The sequence below is a fragment of the Curvibacter sp. Hmag1.1 genome (assembly GCF_059769165.1).
In genome coordinates, this window is record NZ_JBMBGX010000002.1 from 2,886,129 (window position 1) to 2,905,156 (window position 19,028).

The 19,028-nt window shown below is 56.2% G+C and carries 20 protein-coding genes and 1 tRNA gene; 9 read left to right on the forward strand and 12 right to left on the reverse strand.

Translation table 11 applies throughout. The features are described from left to right. Positions 1–5: 5 nt before the first annotated feature. From xrtB to epsA, 8 genes are read right to left on the reverse strand one after another with little or no spacing between them, the layout of a single operon-like run. Positions 6–881 carry an exosortase B gene (xrtB, locus tag ACOAP0_RS14370; RefSeq protein WP_498376951.1) on the reverse strand — a complete coding sequence of 292 codons (876 nt, stop codon included), beginning with the start codon at positions 879–881 and terminating at the stop codon, positions 6–8. An 8-nt stretch (positions 882–889) separates the two neighbouring features. Continuing rightward, positions 890–1,741: a chain length determinant protein tyrosine kinase EpsG gene (gene epsG / locus ACOAP0_RS14375; RefSeq protein ID WP_498391443.1), complete on the reverse strand. Its 852-nt coding sequence runs from the start codon at positions 1,739–1,741 to the stop codon at positions 890–892. Next, entirely contained in the window at positions 1,738–3,114 is a 1,377-nt protein-coding gene (gene epsF / locus ACOAP0_RS14380; protein ID WP_498376953.1) for a chain length determinant protein EpsF, read from the reverse strand. Before epsF ends, epsG begins: the two co-directional genes overlap by 4 nt. Before the next feature lie 15 nt (positions 3,115–3,129). After that, positions 3,130–3,933, reverse strand: a complete 804-nt coding sequence (epsE, locus tag ACOAP0_RS14385; protein ID WP_498376954.1) for a polysaccharide export protein EpsE — start codon at positions 3,931–3,933, stop codon at positions 3,130–3,132. A gap of 50 nt (positions 3,934–3,983) precedes the next feature. Beyond that, on the reverse strand, positions 3,984–4,931 hold the full coding sequence (locus ACOAP0_RS14390) for an EpsD family peptidyl-prolyl cis-trans isomerase (protein WP_498376955.1): 948 nt from the start codon (positions 4,929–4,931) through the stop codon (positions 3,984–3,986). Between the two features lie 9 nt (positions 4,932–4,940). After that, on the reverse strand, positions 4,941–6,140 hold the full coding sequence (epsL, locus tag ACOAP0_RS14395; RefSeq protein WP_498376956.1) for an XrtB/PEP-CTERM-associated polysaccharide biosynthesis outer membrane protein EpsL: 1,200 nt from the start codon (positions 6,138–6,140) through the stop codon (positions 4,941–4,943). Positions 6,141–6,143: 3 nt separating this feature from the next. After that, a complete protein-coding gene (locus ACOAP0_RS14400; RefSeq protein WP_498376957.1) occupies positions 6,144–7,565 on the reverse strand; it encodes an undecaprenyl-phosphate glucose phosphotransferase in 1,422 nt (473 codons plus the stop codon). Beyond that, complete coding sequence (gene epsA, locus ACOAP0_RS14405) at positions 7,558–8,361, reverse strand: XrtB/PEP-CTERM-associated transcriptional regulator EpsA (protein ID WP_498376958.1); 804 nt, start codon at positions 8,359–8,361, stop codon at positions 7,558–7,560. Before epsA ends, ACOAP0_RS14400 begins: the two co-directional genes overlap by 8 nt. Before the next feature lie 426 nt (positions 8,362–8,787). On the opposite strand from epsA, the gene ACOAP0_RS14410 reads away from it, so the two are divergent. The 5 genes from ACOAP0_RS14410 to ACOAP0_RS14430 all read left to right on the forward strand — a co-directional run bounded on the left by ACOAP0_RS14410 (position 8,788) and on the right by ACOAP0_RS14430 (position 13,605). After that, positions 8,788–9,891: a nucleotidyltransferase family protein gene (locus tag ACOAP0_RS14410; protein ID WP_498376959.1), complete on the forward strand. Its 1,104-nt coding sequence runs from the start codon at positions 8,788–8,790 to the stop codon at positions 9,889–9,891. 21 nt (positions 9,892–9,912) lie between these two features. Beyond that, positions 9,913–11,361, forward strand: coding sequence for a mannose-1-phosphate guanylyltransferase/mannose-6-phosphate isomerase (locus tag ACOAP0_RS14415; protein ID WP_498376960.1), 1,449 nt, complete (start codon positions 9,913–9,915; stop codon positions 11,359–11,361). A gap of 90 nt (positions 11,362–11,451) precedes the next feature. Beyond that, entirely contained in the window at positions 11,452–12,066 is a 615-nt protein-coding gene (locus ACOAP0_RS14420; protein ID WP_498376961.1) for a PEP-CTERM sorting domain-containing protein, read from the forward strand. Positions 12,067–12,230: 164 nt separating this feature from the next. Next, positions 12,231–12,851: an FxDxF family PEP-CTERM protein gene (locus ACOAP0_RS14425; RefSeq protein ID WP_498376962.1), complete on the forward strand. Its 621-nt coding sequence runs from the start codon at positions 12,231–12,233 to the stop codon at positions 12,849–12,851. Positions 12,852–13,014: 163 nt separating this feature from the next. Continuing rightward, the gene (locus ACOAP0_RS14430; protein WP_498376963.1) at positions 13,015–13,605 is read left to right on the forward strand and encodes an FxDxF family PEP-CTERM protein; all 591 of its coding nucleotides are present in this window, start codon (positions 13,015–13,017) and stop codon (positions 13,603–13,605) included. A gap of 68 nt (positions 13,606–13,673) precedes the next feature. On the opposite strand, the gene ACOAP0_RS14435 is transcribed toward ACOAP0_RS14430, so the two are convergent. Both ACOAP0_RS14435 and ACOAP0_RS14440 read right to left on the reverse strand, forming a co-directional pair. Continuing rightward, positions 13,674–13,750: transfer RNA gene (locus ACOAP0_RS14435), tRNA-Pro, on the reverse strand. 26 nt (positions 13,751–13,776) lie between these two features. Further along, complete coding sequence (locus ACOAP0_RS14440) at positions 13,777–14,706, reverse strand: polyprenyl synthetase family protein (protein ID WP_498391517.1); 930 nt, start codon at positions 14,704–14,706, stop codon at positions 13,777–13,779. A gap of 208 nt (positions 14,707–14,914) precedes the next feature. Between ACOAP0_RS14440 and rplU the strand changes: the two genes are divergently transcribed. From rplU to proB, 4 genes are all read left to right on the forward strand, one after another. After that, positions 14,915–15,226, forward strand: coding sequence for a 50S ribosomal protein L21 (rplU, locus tag ACOAP0_RS14445; RefSeq protein ID WP_087496570.1), 312 nt, complete (start codon positions 14,915–14,917; stop codon positions 15,224–15,226). A gap of 11 nt (positions 15,227–15,237) precedes the next feature. Next, on the forward strand, positions 15,238–15,495 hold the full coding sequence (gene rpmA / locus ACOAP0_RS14450; RefSeq protein ID WP_087496571.1) for a 50S ribosomal protein L27: 258 nt from the start codon (positions 15,238–15,240) through the stop codon (positions 15,493–15,495). Between the two features lie 73 nt (positions 15,496–15,568). Then, the gene (cgtA, locus tag ACOAP0_RS14455) at positions 15,569–16,660 is read left to right on the forward strand and encodes an Obg family GTPase CgtA (RefSeq protein ID WP_087496572.1); all 1,092 of its coding nucleotides are present in this window, start codon (positions 15,569–15,571) and stop codon (positions 16,658–16,660) included. Positions 16,661–16,715: 55 nt separating this feature from the next. After that, positions 16,716–17,852: a glutamate 5-kinase gene (gene proB / locus ACOAP0_RS14460; RefSeq protein ID WP_087496573.1), complete on the forward strand. Its 1,137-nt coding sequence runs from the start codon at positions 16,716–16,718 to the stop codon at positions 17,850–17,852. A gap of 19 nt (positions 17,853–17,871) precedes the next feature. Here the strand turns inward: proB and ACOAP0_RS14465 are convergent, their stop codons facing one another. Together ACOAP0_RS14465 and ACOAP0_RS14470 are read right to left on the reverse strand one after the other, a co-directional pair. After that, complete coding sequence (locus tag ACOAP0_RS14465) at positions 17,872–18,393, reverse strand: CNP1-like family protein (protein WP_498376965.1); 522 nt, start codon at positions 18,391–18,393, stop codon at positions 17,872–17,874. After that, a complete protein-coding gene (locus tag ACOAP0_RS14470; protein ID WP_087497404.1) occupies positions 18,390–19,013 on the reverse strand; it encodes an RNA pyrophosphohydrolase in 624 nt (207 codons plus the stop codon). The genes ACOAP0_RS14465 and ACOAP0_RS14470 overlap by 4 nt, the downstream gene beginning before the upstream one ends. Positions 19,014–19,028: the final 15 nt, after the last annotated feature.

Below are 19,028 nucleotides of genomic sequence, written 5' to 3' on the forward strand. Positions count from 1 at the left end.
TTTCTTTATGCTGCTGCTTGACTATTGCTTTTGCGAACCCCGGCTCTTAACAAAGAGTCGACGCCAATGATCAGCATGAGCGCAGTTATAAACAGCACGATTCCGGAGAAGCCATGAACGAAGCCCTGTCCCGCTTCATCCCCGAAGTGGTAAGTGACAAGCGCCAGGATGACGACACGGATAACGTTGGAAGTCATGGAAATTGGAACAATCAAAATGGCAAGAATGCTGTTTCTGGCGGGGGATTCGTGGCGCATGACATTCATGTACAACAAACCCAAGGCTTCTAGTGTGAATAGGGAGTTCAGACCCGCGCAGGCATCAGCAACTAGCAATTGGTATTGCCCAACCATCAGGATCACGCCGCTACGTGCAATGGGGTAACCCAACCAATAAAGCACGTGCTCAGTGGCATAAGAAACTGCAATCTTCATTGGTTGCGTAAGAGCATCCACCACTGACCCTGGCAATGGGATCATGAAACACAGAAAGAAGAAGGCAAACCAGAGTTTTTTACAAATCGCCGTGCCAAAGTAAATCATCACGCAGCCTGCTAGCAGCGGAACAATGGATCCGACCTCCAGCACATAGACGGACTGTGAGCGACCCGCTACGTACATGATCAGCCCAAAGAGCAGCGTCAGGCTCCCGGCAGTGCGAGCGGGTGCCAACGCTACCTCGCCGCCGTACGCCATGTTCTTTACTTTGAAATAGAAAAACCACACAGCAACCACAAGGACGATGGGTCCATGGGCGTTTTGATCGGTGCTCCAAAGAGTCCGGAACAGGTCTTTAAAGGTTGGAAGGAAGACTACGCCAAAACCAGTTGCAAGCAACAACCAAGGCAAGAATCTTTTCACTTCAGAAGACTGGATTTTCATGGCCTGCACTATGTGTCGTTCAGTACTGAACCTACCAAGGCCACGCTGCTGTCTTGAAGGCGCCGAGCCAACTGGGTGGCTTGCGGCACCAGGCTGGTGTTCTTGCGTGCCACCAGCAAAGCAGCACCTGCGCGTGCGGCGGTGATTTCGGCATCTGCAAATTCGGCGCCAGCAGGCGTGTCGATGATGATCACATCAAATTGTTGGCTGGCAACGCGCAGCAGGTCGCCAAAGGCGGGGCGGCCCAGCAGCTCCTGCGGGTTGGGGGGCGTGGCTCCGGCCGGCAGCACTGCCAAGCCGGGCAGGCCGGGGATGAGCTGTGCCACTTCCAAGCCTGCGCGGTTAGCCAATATGGCAGACAAGCCGGCACTCTTGCCTAGCTTGAACAGGCTGTTTTGGCTACGCTCGGGTTTGGAGCGCATGTCGGCATCAATCAGCAGCGTGCGCTCGCCTTGCTGGGCAAACACAATGGCCAGATTGGCGGCTACAAAGCTGCGGCCCTCTCCATTGCCCGGGCTCACAATGGCCATGACCTTCCGGGCAGGGTCAGTGTTGAACCAACGCAACATGAGCTGGCTGCGCACGGCGCGCAGGTTCTCACCTACACGGCTGAATGGTTTATAGGCCGCCACCAGCTCGGGGCTGACGCTTTGGTCCTGGTCGCTCAGGTACGAGTAGTCAAACTGCTTGCTCAGGGCAAAGTCGATATCGTCTTTGCTCAGCACCTTCAGTGCTAGGGCGGCTTCGCCGAACTGCACTTGGTCTTTGCGCTGGCGCTCGACGATGCGGACAGCGTCTTCCTGGCTCAGGCGACCGGTGGCTACCAGAATGTCACCAATGGTTTTGGTGTTGTCGTTCATGCGCGTACTCCAATGGCGGTGCGTTTAAACATGCCCGATGCGGAGCTGATGGCGCCCAGCACGGGCAGCTCCAGCGCTTCCACCAGGTCGTCGGTCGAGCGGACCTTGCGGTTCATCAACTCAAGCACCAAAGCCAAGCCAACACCCAAGAGAGTGCCTAGGAAAATGGACACAAGAACGTTCAAAAGTACGCGTGGCTTGGATGGATCGGGCGGTGGGCTGGCAGGGTTAAGTACCGCGATGTTGGTTTGGTTGGTTTGACTTTCGATATTGGTTTGCGAGGCGCGTTGGCTCACGATCTCAAACGCGCGTTGTGCGGATTCAATATCGCGGCGCAGCACGTTCAGCTCGTCGCGCTGCTTGTTCAGCAGCAGCACGCGGGCCTTTTGGGTGGCCAAGGCGCCTTGCAACTGGGCTTCGCGCTGTTTGCCCACTTGGTAAGTGGTGTCTATGGAGGCGGTGATCTTGCGGGTTTCTGCATCCAGCTGGGCCTTGAGGGTGGCTAGCTCTGCCTCTGTGCGCTGAATTTGTGGATGGTTTTTGCCCAGGTTGCCGCTGGACTCATTCAACTTGGCCTCCAGGCGGGCAATGTCGGCTTTGAGGCCATTGATCAGCGGGCTTTGCATGACTTCGGCAATGGTGTCTGCCTTGGTGCTTTGGCGTTTGCTTTGGCTGTCGGTCGTCAGGGCTTGCACGCCGGTGAGCTGGCTGCTGGTTTCATTGAGTTTGGTGGTCTCAAAGTCCATGCGCTCGTCGGCAGAGGTAATGCCGTTGGCTTGCTGGTAGTCCGACAGGGCTTGCTGCGCAGCCTCTAGCTTGCCGCGGGCGGCCTTGGTTTGCTCTTCAAAGAACGCAGCAAACTGGCGGGCGGGTGCTACGCGCAAGTCCAGGTTCACATCCATATACGCTTGGGCAAATGCATTGGCCACAGCGGCTGCAAACTCGGGGTTGGTGCCTGTGTAGTTGATGCTGATAACGTTGCTCTCGCGGCTGGGCTTGACGTCAAGGTTTTTCTGCAACAGAGTGGCCAGCCAATCACGCAGCTGACCTTTACCTTGGGTCGCCTCTTGCCATTGGGCCTGAATGGCGGGGCTGCTTTCCATGCCCAGGTTTTTCACCACTGCTTGGGCCACGCGGTCGCTGTTGATGATGTCTACTTGGGTAGACATGTAGCCGGGGGCCATCATGCCTTGCAACATGAGGCCGCTCACAGGGTCGGGGGATTTGACGTCTACCACCACGGCAGCACTAGCGGTGTACTGCTTGGGCAGGAGCAGACTCACGGTGACGGTGGTAGCCACGGTCAGTATGAAGGCGAGCAGCGCCACCTTCCAGCGTGCGCGCAGGATGAGCAGAAATTGTTGGAGTGACATGGTCAGGTGCCTTCTTTAGAAGATGCTTTCTTTGACGTAAAGCACGTCATTGGCCTGCACGGCGTCGGTGAGCTGGGGTTCGATCTGTTGCACGGTGCCGTTGGCCAGCTTGCGGTGCAGGCGCAGGCGCTTCTCTGAGCCACGGGCGTTGGGGCCGCCGCCTTGGGCCAGGGCTTGCATGATGGTCATGTCGCGCTCGATGCGGAAAGAGCCGGGGCGCTGCACTTCGCCATAAATAAAGAACACCGGTGCGCGGTGCACATAAATGGTGTCGCCACCTTGCAGCAGCAGGTTGTCCTGAGCTTTGTCGTTCAAAAAGATGGATGGAATATCGATCTCTTTGCGGAAGACCTTGCCATCGCGCACTCCGGTTACCACCACCACGTCATCACCCGCTGAGGTGGCGCCGCCTGCGTTGGCCAGCATGTCGCTCAGGCGGGTGTTCACGGTTTCCAGAGGGAATCTGCCGGGGCGCGCTACCTGGCCCAGCACAGAGACCTGGTTGCCGCGGATCTGGATGAGCGCAATGTTGACTTGTGGCTTTTGGATAAAGCCGCCGGTCTGCAGGGCATCGGCAATTTTTTTCTCAGCAGCAGCAACAGACAGACCACCCAGCGGTACTGCGCCGATCAGCGGGTAGGTGATGATGCCGCTCTCGGATACGCGGGTTTCAATGGTGAGGTCGGGGTTCTGGAAGACCTGCACGCGGATGGTATCGCCCGCGCCCAGGGGGTAGTCGGCCTTGCCGTCTTGCGCGTGGGCGGCCAAGCTGCACAGGGCAAGCAGGCCGGTGGCAAACAGGGTGATCAGTTTTTTCATGATGTTGGGTATGCGTGTGGAGTCGGGCAACGGTGATTCGGTGTGGCGACTCACTTCAGGCCAGATACGCCTTTTTCGATGACGGACTTGGTTTTATCGTCGGTGGCAGCAGCATCTGGTGCAGGGGCTGCAGGCGCGGTGGCTGCGGCAGCACCTTTGTCAAATTCGCCCATGTAGGCAATCTTGGTAGTGCTGCGCAGTTGTTTGATGTTGGCTGCCACAGCTTCGCCAGCGCGTTGATTCGTCAAAAATTGCTCAATACGGGGCAACGCCGCTGTTTCACTGACCGATGCAGATTGTGATGACACTACGCGAACCACAGTGATGGCCTGTGGTGCTTCGAGCACGGTGGATTGCCCATCTTTGAGCGCGTGAATTTTTGGTAGCACATCCAGAGGAATCTGCTCCGCTGAGCGGGTGGCGCTGCCGCCATTGAACTGGATGTCCTTGCCTTTGAGGGCGGCGGCAATTTCTTCAAGGCTCTTGCCGTTGGCCACTTGGCTCTTCAAAAGGTCAGCAACGCCGGGCGCATTGGGAGCCACGATCTCTTGCACATTAAATATCCGGCGCTCGCTGAACAGCTGGGGGTGTTCAGCAAAGTATTTTTTGGCTTCGTCGGCAGTGGGTTTGGTAATGCCGGCGCTGATTTGCTGGATGTAGGCGCGAGCCAGAATGTCGCGGCGTGCGGCTTCAATCTGTGCAACAACTTCGGGCGAACGATGGAGTTTGTTCTCAGTAGCTTGGTCGACGGCGAGTTGCTGGTCGATAAGCTTTTCGAGCACTTCTTTGCCCATGGCCTGCACCGCCTCGGGGCTGGCGCCATTGGTGTTGGTGCGGCTGAGCACCTGGTTGATCTGGTGCACCGAAATTTCTTCACTGCCAACCTTGGCAGCGACTTGGGTGGCAACCTTTTTGCCATCTTTGTCTCCGCAAGCCACCAGCGTGAGGGCAATGGCGGCGGCCAGGAGCGTAGTGGTAAAGCGTGTGTTTTTCATCATGTGATTCACTCAATAGGTAAGTTGTGCGGTGAGAAACAGCATGGTGCTGTCGTAGTCGAGTCCGGATTGGTTCACACCACGGCTTGCGGTTTGCAGTGCGGCGCTGAGTGCCAATTTGTCTTGCGGTTGCCAGTTCACCGAGAGGGTGGTGTCGCGGGTGGTGTCCTGGCGGTTGCTGCTCAAACCGGCTGTTGGGCTGCCGAGGTAGCTGCGTTGGGCCCACTCGTGCTTCAGCCGTACGCCCACTTTGGGGCTGAGCTGCCAGACAGGCCCGATGCTGATGCGGTCGGTGCTGCTGTAGTTGCTATTTGTGGCCGCATAAGCCTCCAGCAGGTGGCTGTAGGCGAGGTTGATGCTAGTTTTACCGCTCAGTGCCCAGTCCAAACCCGCACCAGAGTTAAACCCGCTGTAATCACGCTGGCCGTAGCGTGGGTGGGTGCGTTTGATGTGGGTGAGGTTGGCGTTGGCAGCCGTGCCGCCGCCCAAGTCCCAACGCAGGCGCAGGTCGTTGTCAATCTGGGTGTATTGATCGTCCTGTGCATTGGCGTTGGGTACCACGCGGTTGAGGTAGGCGCCTTTGCCGATGCGCATCTGGTAGCTGATGGAGCTGCCGGAGCCAAATACGTGGCGCACACCAGCATCTACAGCATTGCTGGTGAAGTCGCTGCCCGTGACTTGGGCCAACTGATTTTCCTGGCGGGTAGTGCTAGCGCCGGTAATCAGGCGCCATGGGCCATCGAGCTGGTAGGTGGCGTCGAAACGGGTGGTGGTGTCCAGACGTTGGTTGCGCTGGCGGTAGCCGGTGAAGTCTGCAAAGCTGTTGAGCGTTTCTTTGCGGTCCGTACTTAGCGTGCCCGTGACGGTGGGGGTAATGGCCCACTGCCAGTTGGCGTTGTAGTTGTTGGCAGTAAAGCTCAGATAGTTGAACTTCTGGTACTGGTAGTCAATAAGGTTCACATTGACTGACAGGGTTTGAAGGCTTTGCCGCGTGTTGAACCCGATGCCTATGGTGGTGACACCAATGGTCTCGGCAGCACTGTTTTGACCAGTGAGGGCCTGTACGTTTGCGTTGGATGGCAGGCGGAACAGGTTGCTGTCGCTTTGCATCGTGTAGCCGGCGCTCAAGGTCAGCGGGTCCTGCTGTGCCTGTAACTGTGAGGCTGCAAGCGCCGTCAGAGCCGCTGTGAATAGTGATGTGTAGGTGCGCATGGTTCAGTAAGCCTGCTGGTCTTTGGCGACCAGGCGCACGGTGCGCAGAATGATGTGAATGTCCAGCCGCAAAGACCAGTTGCGCAGGTAATCCAGGTCGTAGTCAATACGGCCCTGCATTTTGTCCAGGGTGTCGGTTTCACCACGGTAGCCATTGACCTGCGCCCAGCCGGTAATGCCGGGTTTTACCTTGTGGCGAACCATGTAGCCTTTGATGAGTTTGCGGTACAGCTCGTTGTGCGCCACGGCATGCGGGCGGGGGCCGACGATGCTCATCCGGCCTTGCAGAACGTTAATGAACTGGGGTAGCTCGTCCAGCGAGGTTTTGCGCAAAAAGGCACCCAGGGGGGTGATACGGTTGTCGTTCTTTTTGGCCTGGGTGACCACGCCACCGTCTTCGGTAACACTCATGGAGCGGAATTTGTAGACCAGAATTTCTTCGCCATCGAGCCCGTAGCGGCGCTGTTTGAAAATGACCGGGCCAGGGGAAGTGAACTTCACAGCCAGGGCGATGGCCAGCAGCACCGGGGCGATGAGCGTGAGTATGCCGATGGAGAAAACAATGTCGCTCAAGCGCTTGACCATGCCGTTGGCACCGCGAAAGGGTGTTTCGCAGACCGAGATAACCGGCATACCGCACACTGCGCTGGGGTGACCCTGGATCAGGTCGGTCACAAACATGTCGGGCACAAAGTAGATGGAGGCCGTGGTGTCTTTGAGCTCGTCCAGGATTTGCAAGATGCGGGGCTGGGAGGCCATGGGCAGCGACAAGTAGATAACCTGAATGCGGTCGTTCTTGGCGATCGCAGCCAGCTGGTCGAGTTTGCCAAGGAGGGGGTAAGTGGCACCGGCACTCAAGCGTTCGGTGCTGCGGCTGTCCACAAAACCTGCGAGCTCTACCCTGGAATACGGAGAGCTTTTGAGCTTGCTGGCTAGGGCAAGGCCCTGCTCGTTCATGCCCACAATCAGTGCGCGCTGGCGGGCACCCTGCAGGTTGATGATGGCGGGCGCAGCCATGCGCAGACCCAAGGTAAGTGCAACTTCAGTAATGGGCGCCACCCATAACCAGGCTACGAGGGCCTGTTGGTCGAACTGGCGGATGTAGCCGGTTGCAAAGCCGGTAACACCCAGGAGCCCGGCAATCCAGACCCAGTTGAAGCCGATGTCAAGCAGGCTGCCGGCTTTGGATGCTTGCAAGCGTGGTTCGCCGGGGAATGTAAGGGCGAAGGTCAAGACTGCCAAAAGCAGGTAGGCAGGGGGCACGTCCCCCTCAAACAAGAAGGCAAGCACCCAGAGTGAACCCACCAGGGCAGCAGGGCAGATACACGATTCGAGAATGCCCAGAAGGTTATCGCGCCCCATGGAGGCATGTTCGTGGCCGCGGTTGAACTCAGCGGCGGAAAAGGTAACGTGGGCTTTAGACATGGTTAACCCAGGCGCGGAATTTGCCCACTGCTTGGGCACGGTTGGAGACGTCCAGTTTTTTGAAGACGCGCTGCATGTGGTTCTTGACGGTGAATGCACTGATTTCCAGAATGCTGCCGATTTCGGGGTTGGTTTTGCCCAAGGCGACCCACTTCAGGATTTCGGCCTCCCGTTCGGTGAGGACGTCAGCTTCGGTGGGCAAGTTGCCATTGGTGTAGGTGACGGGGGCGATTACCTGCCCAGGCGCTTGGTGCGGCAGATGTTCGACCTGGCGCAAGGCGGTGTCGATATAGGGCAGGACCATGGCCATGGCACTACGTTCTTTTTCGGTGAAGTGTTCCTGAGTACTGAAAACAACGTATAGACAATCGTGGCTGCCACGCTCATCAGTGATGCCATGCACCGTTGCCGAGCGCATTTTGAGCAGCGCACCGCCCAATGCACTTTTCAGGCCAGCGTCCTCCATGGAGAAGCCGGATTGACCGGCATTCAGACTGAAGGGCTTTTTGCCGAACTCAGCCCATCGGGCGAACAAGCGGGTCAACAAGGGGGTCAGTGGCTCGGTGTGCGAGGCGTGGGAGCGCACTCCGGACATGGCGGAAATGATGTCGTGCTGTACTGCACCGGTAGAAAAGTCGCCCCAAGCCGCGATCAGGATGTCATGGGGGAGGTACTTTTGCATGTCGCCTTGCAGCCAGATCAGCATGTCGAAATGGCTGCGCACCTCCACCGAGTGGGTGACCACACGGTGGTAGTGATGGAGATCCTCGGAGGAAAGCGAGGGCAGAAAAGACATGGCAGGTAACAAAATAACTAAGGGTTATTGCTGATTTGGTAACAAGTGCGCGATGGTACGTAGTCCATTCGGACCCGCATATCCCCCAAACGGGTGAATTTCTAGTCATTGGTGCTATTCGCAACAAACAATGTGAACAAATGCACATTTTTGAAAATTTTTTTTAGGACATTCGTTATGCGTGCGCTGGCGCACAGTCGAGCTGCAGACTTACGTTTTGACTCGGTGAATCTGGCGCTTTTCAGTGACTCGGCAATGACAGAAAGTCAGCGCGGTTTTGGGTAGAGTCATTGTTGTTAGTCCGAATGGACTAATGGGTTCGTCTTACACTTTGACGGGGGTGGAGACCTATGCAAGCAGGTAACTTTGACGGCCTGAATATTGCTGTTGCGGCGATGCCCCGTAAAAAATTAGGGAGTGAAAAAAGTGGCAAAAGGAATGATTCTGGCTGCAGGCCAAGGGACACGGGTTCGCCCGCTGACCAAAGATCTGCCCAAGCCGATGGTGCCCATTTTGGGCAAGCCGGTAATGGAGTACTTGATTGAGCATCTGGCCCGGCACGGGATTCGCGAGATCATTGTGAACGTGGCGTACCACCACCAGCGTATCGAACAGTATTTCGGCGATGGCAGTCGCTGGGGTGTGGAGATTGCCTACTCGTACGAAGGCGTGCGCGAGCATGGTGACATCCTGCCCAGGCCGATGGGATCTGCGGGTGGGATGCGCCGGATTCAGGATTTCAGCGGGTTCTTCGATGACACGACGCTGGTCTTGTGTGGCGATGCCTTGATTGACCTGGACATCACTGCGGCCATTGCCGAGCACAAAGCCAAAGGCGCTCTTGCCAGCGTGGTAGCACTGGATGTGCCCTTGGAAGAGGTGCAAAACTACGGTGTAGTGGTGGCGGATGGTGAGGGTCGTATTCAATCTTTCCAGGAAAAGCCTAAGCCGGAAGAAGCCAAATCTACGTTGGCAAGCACTGGCATCTACATTTTTGAACCTGAGATTTTGGAAAAAGTGCCTAAGGGCAAGGTGTACGACATCGGGTCAGAGCTTTTCCCGCAGCTTGCCCAGGATGGCTCGCCGTTTTATGTGCAGAACCGGCCCTTCCACTGGATTGATATCGGGCGTGTGAGCGACTACTGGACGGTGTTGCAGCGCGTGCTCAAGGGGGAGGTTGAAAACATGCCCATGCCTGGGAAGGAGGTGAAGCCTGGTGTGTGGGTGGGGCTGAACACCAGCATCCCTTGGGACAAGGTGAAAATTGAAGGGCCGGTGTATATCGGCTCTAGCGTAAAGATTGAAGAGGGCGCAACCATCATTGGCCCGGCCTGGATCGGACATGGAAGCGTGATTCGGTCAGGCGCTCGCATTACCCGGGGTATTTTGTTTGAGTACACCCGAATTGCACCGGACATGCATTTCCACGAAATGATTGTGTCCCGCCTTTACTGCGTGAACCGACATGGAGAAACCCTGTACGCCGGGGACGATGCCTCCCGCTTACGTTGGGGTGATGCCCGGGCCTGATTTTTATCTTTGAAAGTTTTTATGTTGATTCAACCCGTAGTTTTATCCGGAGGTTCCGGTACGCGTTTGTGGCCGCTCTCGCGTGAGAAGTATCCCAAGCAGTTGTTGCCCTTGATAGGCGATGACTCTTTGTTACAGGCCACGATCCGCCGTGTGGACGGAATTCAAGGAGCTGAACTTGCAGCGCCTATGGTGGTGTGCAACGAAGAGTATCGTTTTGTGATCGCGGAGCAAATGCGGCTGATGGGCAAGCCGGGCTCTGTCATTTTGGAGCCCTTAGGGCGGAATACCGCTCCAGCGCTTGCTCTTGCTGCGCGAGCAGCTATCAAAAACGGAGCAGATCCGGTTTTGCTGGTGATGCCTGCGGACCATGTGATCATGGATGTGGCAGCTTTCAAGGCTGTCGTGATCCAAGGTGCTGCTCTGGCCCAAGATGGCGCGGTGGTGACCTTCGGTATCACGCCGGATGCGCCGGAAACCGGTTACGGATACATCCAGTCTGGCGAGGCTTTCGGTGCGGGTGACGCCAAGCGCATCGCGCGCTTCGTGGAAAAACCTGATTTGGAAACCGCACAAGGCTACTTGCGCGAGGGCACTTACTCGTGGAACAGTGGCTTGTTCATGATGAAGGCATCGGTGTGGCTTGCTGCATTGGAGTTATGCAGGGCAGATATTGCCAAAGCTTGTGAAATGGCGTGGAGCCAAGGCAAGACCGATGGCGAGTTTGTGCGCGTGGGTAAAGAGGCATTTAGCGCATGCCCAAGTGATTCGATTGACTACGCGGTCATGGAGCGCCTCGCCGGCCAGAATGGTGCAGCAGCTCCGGGGTTGCCGGTGGGCGTGGTGATTCCATTAGCTGCAGGCTGGTCGGACGTAGGCGCCTGGGAGGCGCTGTGGAATGTGCTGCCGAAAGACGATGCTGGCAACGTTGCGCAAGGCGATGTGCTGATGCAGGACAGTCGAAATACGCTGGCTCTGTCGGAAGGGCGCTTGATTGCATGCGTGGGCGTGGATGATCTGATCGTTGTGGAAACGGCCGACGCCATTCTGGTTGCTCACAAGAACAAGACCCAGGACGTCAAGAAAATTGTGGACCGCTTGAAGCAAGCTGGTCGCAGTGAGGGGCAGGCGCACCGCAAGGTGTTCCGCCCTTGGGGCTGGTACGACAGCATTGACCATGGTGAACGCTTTCAGGTGAAGCGCATTGTGGTCAAGCCGGGTGCGGCCTTGTCACTGCAAATGCACCACCACCGTGCGGAACACTGGATTGTGGTGAGTGGTACCGCCAAGGTGACGGTGGGTGATAAGACCGTGTTGCTTTCTGAAAATGAGTCCACCTACATCCCTCTGGGTACTACTCACCGGCTTGAAAACCCCGGAAAGCTGGCTCTGGAGATGATTGAAGTGCAGTCCGGAAGCTACTTGGGTGAGGACGATATTGTCCGATTTGAGGATGTGTACGGCCGATAGTGTGACTTTTTGCACATTTTGGAGCTTCGGGTAGTCCGATTGGTCTATCTCACGAGTCCGGTGGAAATTTGATAATTCGGTTACCGCAGCATGGGGCTGTGGAAACTAGGGGATGTAATGAAATTTAAAAAGTCTATTCTCGCCGCTGCTGTTGCACTGACAGCATTCGGCGCAAACGCTGCGACCTACAGTCTGCCGGCAGGTTCGGGCGAGTTGCTCAACCCGAATACCTTCAACTGGTCATTCAGTTCCGTGGCGGCCGACCCGGCTGCGACATTGGGTTTTGTCATAGATGGCTACCGCACATTGGACGGGATGAATACCTATGCCGACTTCTTCGTCTTGAAAATCAACGGCACCGAAATCGGTAGCGGCTCGTTCAACTTGGGCGGTGGTGGATTTTCTGCCTGGTCAGGTCCGGGTACTGCCGTAACTAGCAACACTGGCACTTCGATTGGCGGCAACGGTGGCACCACCACCATTTCCGGTGTTACCTTTGCACTGAATGCAGGTATCAACAACATTACCTTCAGCTATTCGCCAGTCGGCTATGCCAACAATGGCGGCCAATCCTTTCAGGACGAAGCTTGGGGGATCTCCTCTGCCCAGGTGACTGCTGTTCCAGAACCCGAAAGCTACGCCATGTTGTTGGCTGGTCTTGGTTTGATGGGGGCGATAGCTCGTCGCCGCAGCAAAGCAGCCTGATCACTGGCTGCTTCAGCAGAAAGGCCTGTCTTGGGACTGGCCTTTCTCTTTTTTCTTGTGGATTCACTTGAGCTTAGTCCGGATGGGCTATAGGTAGAAACCACGAGGCAGAAGAAAATAAAGGGGCGGTGGGTCGTTTGCTTGCCAACACAACGGGGATTGTCATGAAACTGAAGAATTTTTTTGCAGCTGCATTGATCGGTATGGCGGGTGTTGGTGCACAAGCGGCCACCAACACTAACCTTGTGACTAACGGAAGTTTTGAAGCCACAGTTCAAAACTCGGGCACTTGGGGTACGTACAGCAGCTTGCCCGGTTGGACCGGATTGCCCACCGTTGAGTTGCGCAATAACGTGTCCGGTGGAGCGCAAAACGGAAGCAATTTCGTTGAGCTGGATACCAACCGCAACAGCGGTATTGCCCAAACCATTTTTGCGACCGGCTTGGTGGAACTGAGCTTTTACTATTCTGCGCGTCCAGGCACTGAAGCAGGAAGCAATGACATCGGTGTGTCATTCGGCGAAAGCTTCCAGTCTGTAGTGTTGGATGGCGTGGCTGGCGGTAGTTCCGGCAACGCTTGGCAGAAGTTCACCCGCGTCATTAACTTGGGTAACTCTGGTCATGCGGTGTTGGCGTTTTATGCCTTGGGCAAGTCAGATTCTTACGGCGGATCTTTGGATAACATTTCCGTGACTGCGGTACCCGAGCCCGAAACCTATGCTCTTCTCTTGGCTGGTTTGGGTGTGATGGGAGCGATTGCTCGCCGCCGTAACAAAGCTGTTTGAACGGTTTGATTTTCAATAAAAGGGTCTGGCATTGGTCAGGCCCTTTTTTTTGACTATTGCGTTGCTGTATGGGGTAGTCCGGATGGGCTATCTACATTTTTTGCAAAGAATTTGATAATCGAAGTAACCAGCGGCCTGTTGCCGCAGGAGCTCAAGGGAACATATGAAATTTACAAAAACTTTGCTGGCAACAGCAATCGCTTTTTCTGCCATCAGCGCCAATGCAGCGACTTACACCACAACAGGATCCTCTGTTTTGGCAATTCCAGCCACTTACAGCTGGTCTTTCAGCTCAGTAGCCGCTGATCCTGCTGCCACTTTGAGCTTTGTCCTAAAGGGCTTTAACACTGTCGACGGCTTCAACGAGTACGCTGACGTGTTCAAGTTATCGGTGAATGGCACCGCAGTGGGTTGGGGCGCGTTCAACCTCGGTGGCGGTGGATCATCCGGATGGTTTGGTACAGGTACTGCTGTCAACAGCAACGGCAACAGCGTAGCTATCTCCGGTAACGGAGGGTCTGTGTCTTTTTCCGGCGTGGGCGTAGCGCTGAACGCAGGCAATAACACGATTACCTTCGCTTACACCCCCATCGGGTATCTCAATGGCAGCGGTCAAAGCATTGGTGACGAAAGCTGGAAGGTTGCTGGAGCAACGGTAACAGCAGTGCCCGAGCCAGAAACCTATGCCATGTTGCTGGCAGGTTTGGGTGTGATGGGTACTATCGCCCGCCGGCGCAAGCAAAAAGCCGCTTAAGAAGTACGCTTCCGACACAAAAAAGGGGTTTGCCAAACGGCAAGCCCCTTTTTTTATACGCCGAAACATGGTCGGGGTGAGAGGATTCGAACCTCCGATCTCTTCGTCCCGAACGAAGCGCCTTACCGGACTAGGCCACACCCCGAGTGAGCAAGCGCGCCGCTGGAAAGCTCAGTGGTTGCGCTCAAGCAACTGTGTCGCCAAGTTTATCAAGCACTCTGAGTATTCATTTGTAGGAAGGCGCTTTGCGGCTTCAATAGCGCGAGCCGCTTCAGACCTTGCAGAAGCTTTGGCGACGTCGAGTGCACCGGTATTTCTGACAATGGCTACAACCGCCTCCAGCATGGTGAGGTCGCCGGTTTCGATTGCGGTTTGGATCGTACTCCGCTCAGACTCGGTGCCACGTTGCATGGCTGCAATCAACGGTAGTGTGGTTTTGCCTTCGCGCAGGTCGTCGCCCAGGTTCTTGCCCATGACTGTGGCGTCACCTGCATAGTCCAGCACGTCATCGATGACTTGGAATGCGGTCCCCATGGCTTGGCCGAACTCGGCACATGCTTCTTCGTGGGTTTCGGATGCTTGGGACAAGATGGCGCCGACACGGGCGCTTGCTTCAAACAGCTTGGCAGTCTTGGAGCGAATGACTTGCAAATAACCCGCCTCATCGAGAGCTGCGTTGTGCATGTTCATCAGTTGCATCACTTCCCCTTCGGAAATGATGTTGGTGGCATCTGCCAGCACCTGCATGATGCGCATGCTTTGGGCATCGACCATCATCTGGAAGGCGCGGGAATACAGGAAGTCGCCTACCAGCACACTGGCGGGGTTTCCGAACCGTGCGTTGGCTGTGGGCGCTCCGCGACGGAGGTCCGAGTCGTCAACAACATCGTCATGCAGCAAGGTCGCTGTGTGAATGAATTCGACCACTGCAGCCATGTTGAACCGTTGCTCTCCCTTGTAGCCCAATGCGCCACAGCACAACAGCAACAGGGCGGGGCGAAGACGCTTGCCGCCAGCTGAGATGATATATTGGGAGACGCTGCCAACGAGGGGAACGCCGGAGTCCAATCTCTGGGCGATAACCCTGTCAACTTCGCGCATGTCGGGTTCGACGATGGAGAGACCCGTCGAAGAAGCAGGAGTAGAGACTTGCAAGGCGTTGGACCGGTTTGTTTTTCCCGATTATAGAGAGGCTATGGCTCTCTGCCCCTGCACTGGTAGAGTAGGCTTTGACGAATTACGGCGAAATGTTATACTCCAAGGCTCTGTAAAAATTCATTTGCAGAATTTCCTAGTCGAAGAGGTCAACATGTACGCGGTCATAAAAACCGGCGGCAAGCAATATCGTGTTGCTGCTGGCGAAAAAATTAAAGTAGAACAGATTGCTGCGGACGTAGGCCAAGAGATCGTGATCGACCAGGTTCTGGCAGTCGGAAACGGCGCTGAACTGAAGGTTGGCACACCCTTGGTGTCCGGTGCGACCGTTACGGTCACAGTAATTTCCCACGGAAAGCACGACAAAGTGCGCATTTTCAAAATGCGTCGTCGTAAGCATTACCAAAAACGTCAAGGTCACCGTCAACAGTTCACCGAACTGCAAATCGGCGCGATCAAGGCTTAAAGGAATAGGTCATGGCACAGAAAAAAGGCGGCGGCTCTACGCGCAACGGACGTGACTCCAAGCCAAAGATGCTCGGTGTGAAGGCTTTCGGCGGTGAATTGATCAGCGCTGGTTCCATCATCGTGCGTCAACGCGGCACCAAGTTCCACGCTGGCGACAACGTCGGCATGGGCGTGGACCACACCCTGTTTGCACTGGTGGACGGCAAAGTGTCGTTCGCAGTGAAGGGTGCGTTGAACAAGCACACAGTGAGCATTACTGCAGCGTAAACTGCACAGGCTCCCCCGAGAAACCCTGCGCCCTTCGCGCGGGGTTTTTCATTTCTAACCTCGGTGTACGACCATGAAGTTTGTTGACGAAGCCTACATTGATATCTCCGCGGGAGACGGTGGCGCGGGTTGCGTCTCTTTCCGGCATGAAAAGTACAAAGAATTTGGTGGCCCCAACGGGGGCGACGGTGGCCGCGGTGGGCATGTGTTCGCCGTTGCAGACCCCAACCTGAATACGCTGGTGGATTACCGTTTTGCGCGTCGTTATGACGCCAAGCGGGGCGAGCACGGCATGGGCTCCGATATGTTCGGTGCAGCTGGCGATGACATTACGCTCAAAATGCCGGTGGGCACCATCATTTCCGACGCGGAAACCGGTGAAGTTCTGTTTGAGTTATTGCAGCCCGGTGAGGTCATCACCATCGCCAAAGGCGGTGATGGCGGTTTTGGCAATTTGCGTTTCAAGAGCGCGATCAACCGCGCCCCGCGCCAGAAGACGCCCGGTTGGCCAGGTGAGAAGCGCAACCTGAAGCTGGAGCTCAAAGTTCTGGCGGACGTCGGTTTGCTGGGTATGCCCAATGCCGGTAAATCTACCTTTATTTCTGCGGTCTCCAATGCGCGTCCGCGGATTGCGGATTATCCCTTCACAACCCTGCACCCCAACTTGGGTGTGGTGCGCGTGGGCCCTGAGCAAAGCTTTGTGGTTGCTGACCTGCCTGGACTGATTGAAGGCGCGGCGGAAGGTGCCGGCTTGGGACATCAGTTCTTGCGCCATCTGCAGCGTACCCGCCTCTTGTTGCATGTTGTAGACATGGCGCCTTTTGATGAAGGCGTAGACACTGTTGCACAGGCCAAGGCTATCGTGAATGAGCTGAAAAAGTACGACGAAGAGTTGTACAAGAAGCCACGCTGGTTGGTTCTGAACAAGTTGGATATGGTGCCCACAGATGACCGTGCGGCATTGATCAAGGACTTTGTGAAACGCTACAAGTTCAAAGGCCCCGTATTCGAAATTTCGGCGCTGACCAGAGAAGGCTGCGAGCCGCTGATCAAAGAAATCTACAAGCACATCAAGGCGCAGCAGATTGCTGAAATGCCTCACGTGGAAGTGGACCCCCGCTTCGCACCAGGATCTACCGATCCCGATGGTAATTCCGCTGCCTGATTTGCTCCTATTTTTATAGCTGCTCGCGCATACATAACGGGCGCTACAAGCATAAATGAACCCTAAATTCAGTTCGATGGTGTTGCGCGATGCCCGGCGTGTCGTGGTCAAAGTGGGCTCCAGCCTGGTCACGAATGATGGTCGTGGGCTGGACGAGCAGGCCATCGGTGAATGGTGCAGGCAATTGGCGCACTTGATTCGCGATGGACGCGAGGTCATCATGGTGTCCAGCGGCGCCATCGCCGAAGGCATGAAGCGGCTGGGCTGGACCACTCGCCCCAAGGCAGTTCAAGAACTGCAAGCGGCCGCCGCGGTTGGGCAGATGGGCTTGGCGCAGATGTACGAGACCAAGCTCCGAGCGAATGGTTTGGGAAGTGCACAGGTCTTGCTCACGCATGCCGATTTGGCCGATCGCGAGCGCTACCTCAATGCACGTTCTACCTTGCTGACTTTGCTGAAACTGGGTGTAGTCCCGGTGATCAATGAAAACGACACGGTGGTGAATGATGAAATCAAGTTTGGCGACAACGACACCCTCGGTGCGTTGGTGGCGAACCTGGTGGAAGCGGATGCCTTGGTCATCCTCACCGACCAAAAGGGCTTGTTCACTGCCGATCCGCGCAAAGATGCATCTGCCACTTTCGTGAGCGAAGCCTCTGCAGGTGATGCGAAGCTCGAACTCATGGCGGGTGGCGCTGGCAGCAGCATAGGTCGCGGTGGCATGCTCACCAAAATTCTGGCGGCCAAACGTGCGGCCGGCTCCGGGGCTTCCACCGTCATTGCTTGGGGGCGTGAGCCTGATGCACTGATTCGGCTAACCCAGGGTGATGCGATTGGTACCTTGCTAATTGCACAGACCCAGAAAAATCAAGCCCGCAAACAGTGGATGGCGGATCACCTGCAAATGCGTGGCGCTGTCATTGTGGATGCGGGTGCCGCAGCCAAGGTGCGCGACGAGGGCAAGAGCCTGCTCCCCATCGGCATGGTCCAGGTGGAAGGTGAGTTTTCTCGCGGCGACGTTATCGCAGTTCGGGATGAGGCCGGCCAAGAAATTGCCCGCGGATTGGCCAATTACGCAAGCGCAGAGGCTCGATTGCTGTGTCGCAAGCCATCGTCCGAATTTGAGCGCCTATTGGGCTATGCCGCCGAGCCCGAGATGCTGCATCGGGACAATCTGGTGCTCAGCCGCTAAGCCTCACCAGTTTGAAGAGCTACACCGGGTTGTCGTTTTTCTGATTTGCAGGTTTCGTGCCGGTTTGAAGTGCCTTGATGATGTCAGGCTTACTCACTACGACACGCGCATAGCAGGCTGCCTGCCTGGCGAACATGCGGGGGTGTTGTGATCCCATGTTATCCAGCAGATCACGCCAGACCGGGTTGGCTACCTGTGACCAGGTTCCACTGGAGCCGGCGCGGGCATAGGTTTTGACCTCACCCGTCAGGCACCGGATGCCTTCGTACACCGCATTGCTCGTCCCCGTCGAATTGGTCATGACCGCCACGTACCGAACAATGCCGTCATTGCCCACGTAAATCGTGTTGGGATCAATCCCTACTTTGACGGTCACGAAGTTCGGCATTTCCAAAGGCAAAACTTTGGTGACCGAAAAGGCGGGTGCGGGAGGCTCCTTTTCCTCAACCCAGTCCGGGTTGTCCAAAGAGTTCTGTGCGCAGGCAAGACTGCTGACCAGTAGCAAGACTTGACTTGCAACTGAGCGCTTGAAGTGATTCATGATGTGGAGGGCACATTCGTGCCCGGGTCCGGTTCAAACGACGCGCCCGGAGGCAATTCCATGTGGTTGGGTTGGAGCCGGTCAAAGCCGCTCTCGACTTCCCGTTGGCGTCCGCTGCCGTGGCGCAAAAAACGGTTACGTGGCTCATGACGAGGCAGATAACGCGATAGTTCTGTCAGCGCCATCTCATAGACTCCGCGCTTGAATTCCACGACGGCGTCCAGCGGCACCCAATAGTCGTTCCAGCGCCAAGCGTCGAACTCTGGGTGGTCCGTAGCACGCAGATTCAGGTCCCAATCGTGACCGACCAACTGCAGCAGAAACCAGATCTGCTTTTGTCCTTTGTAATGGCCCCGCGCATCGCGGCGCACATACCTGTCCGGCACCTCGTAGCGCAACCAGTCCCGGGTACGGGCCACAATGCTTACATGCTCCGGAAGGAGGCCCACCTCTTCATGGAGTTCCCGGAACATGGCCTGCTCGGGAGTTTCCCCTCGGTCAATGCCACCTTGCGGGAACTGCCACGAATGCGTGCGTATGCGTTTGCCCCAAAATACCTGATTTCGCTGGTTGAGCAGGACGATGCCGACATTGGGTCGAAATCCGTCCCGGTCAAGCATAATCAAACCCCAATT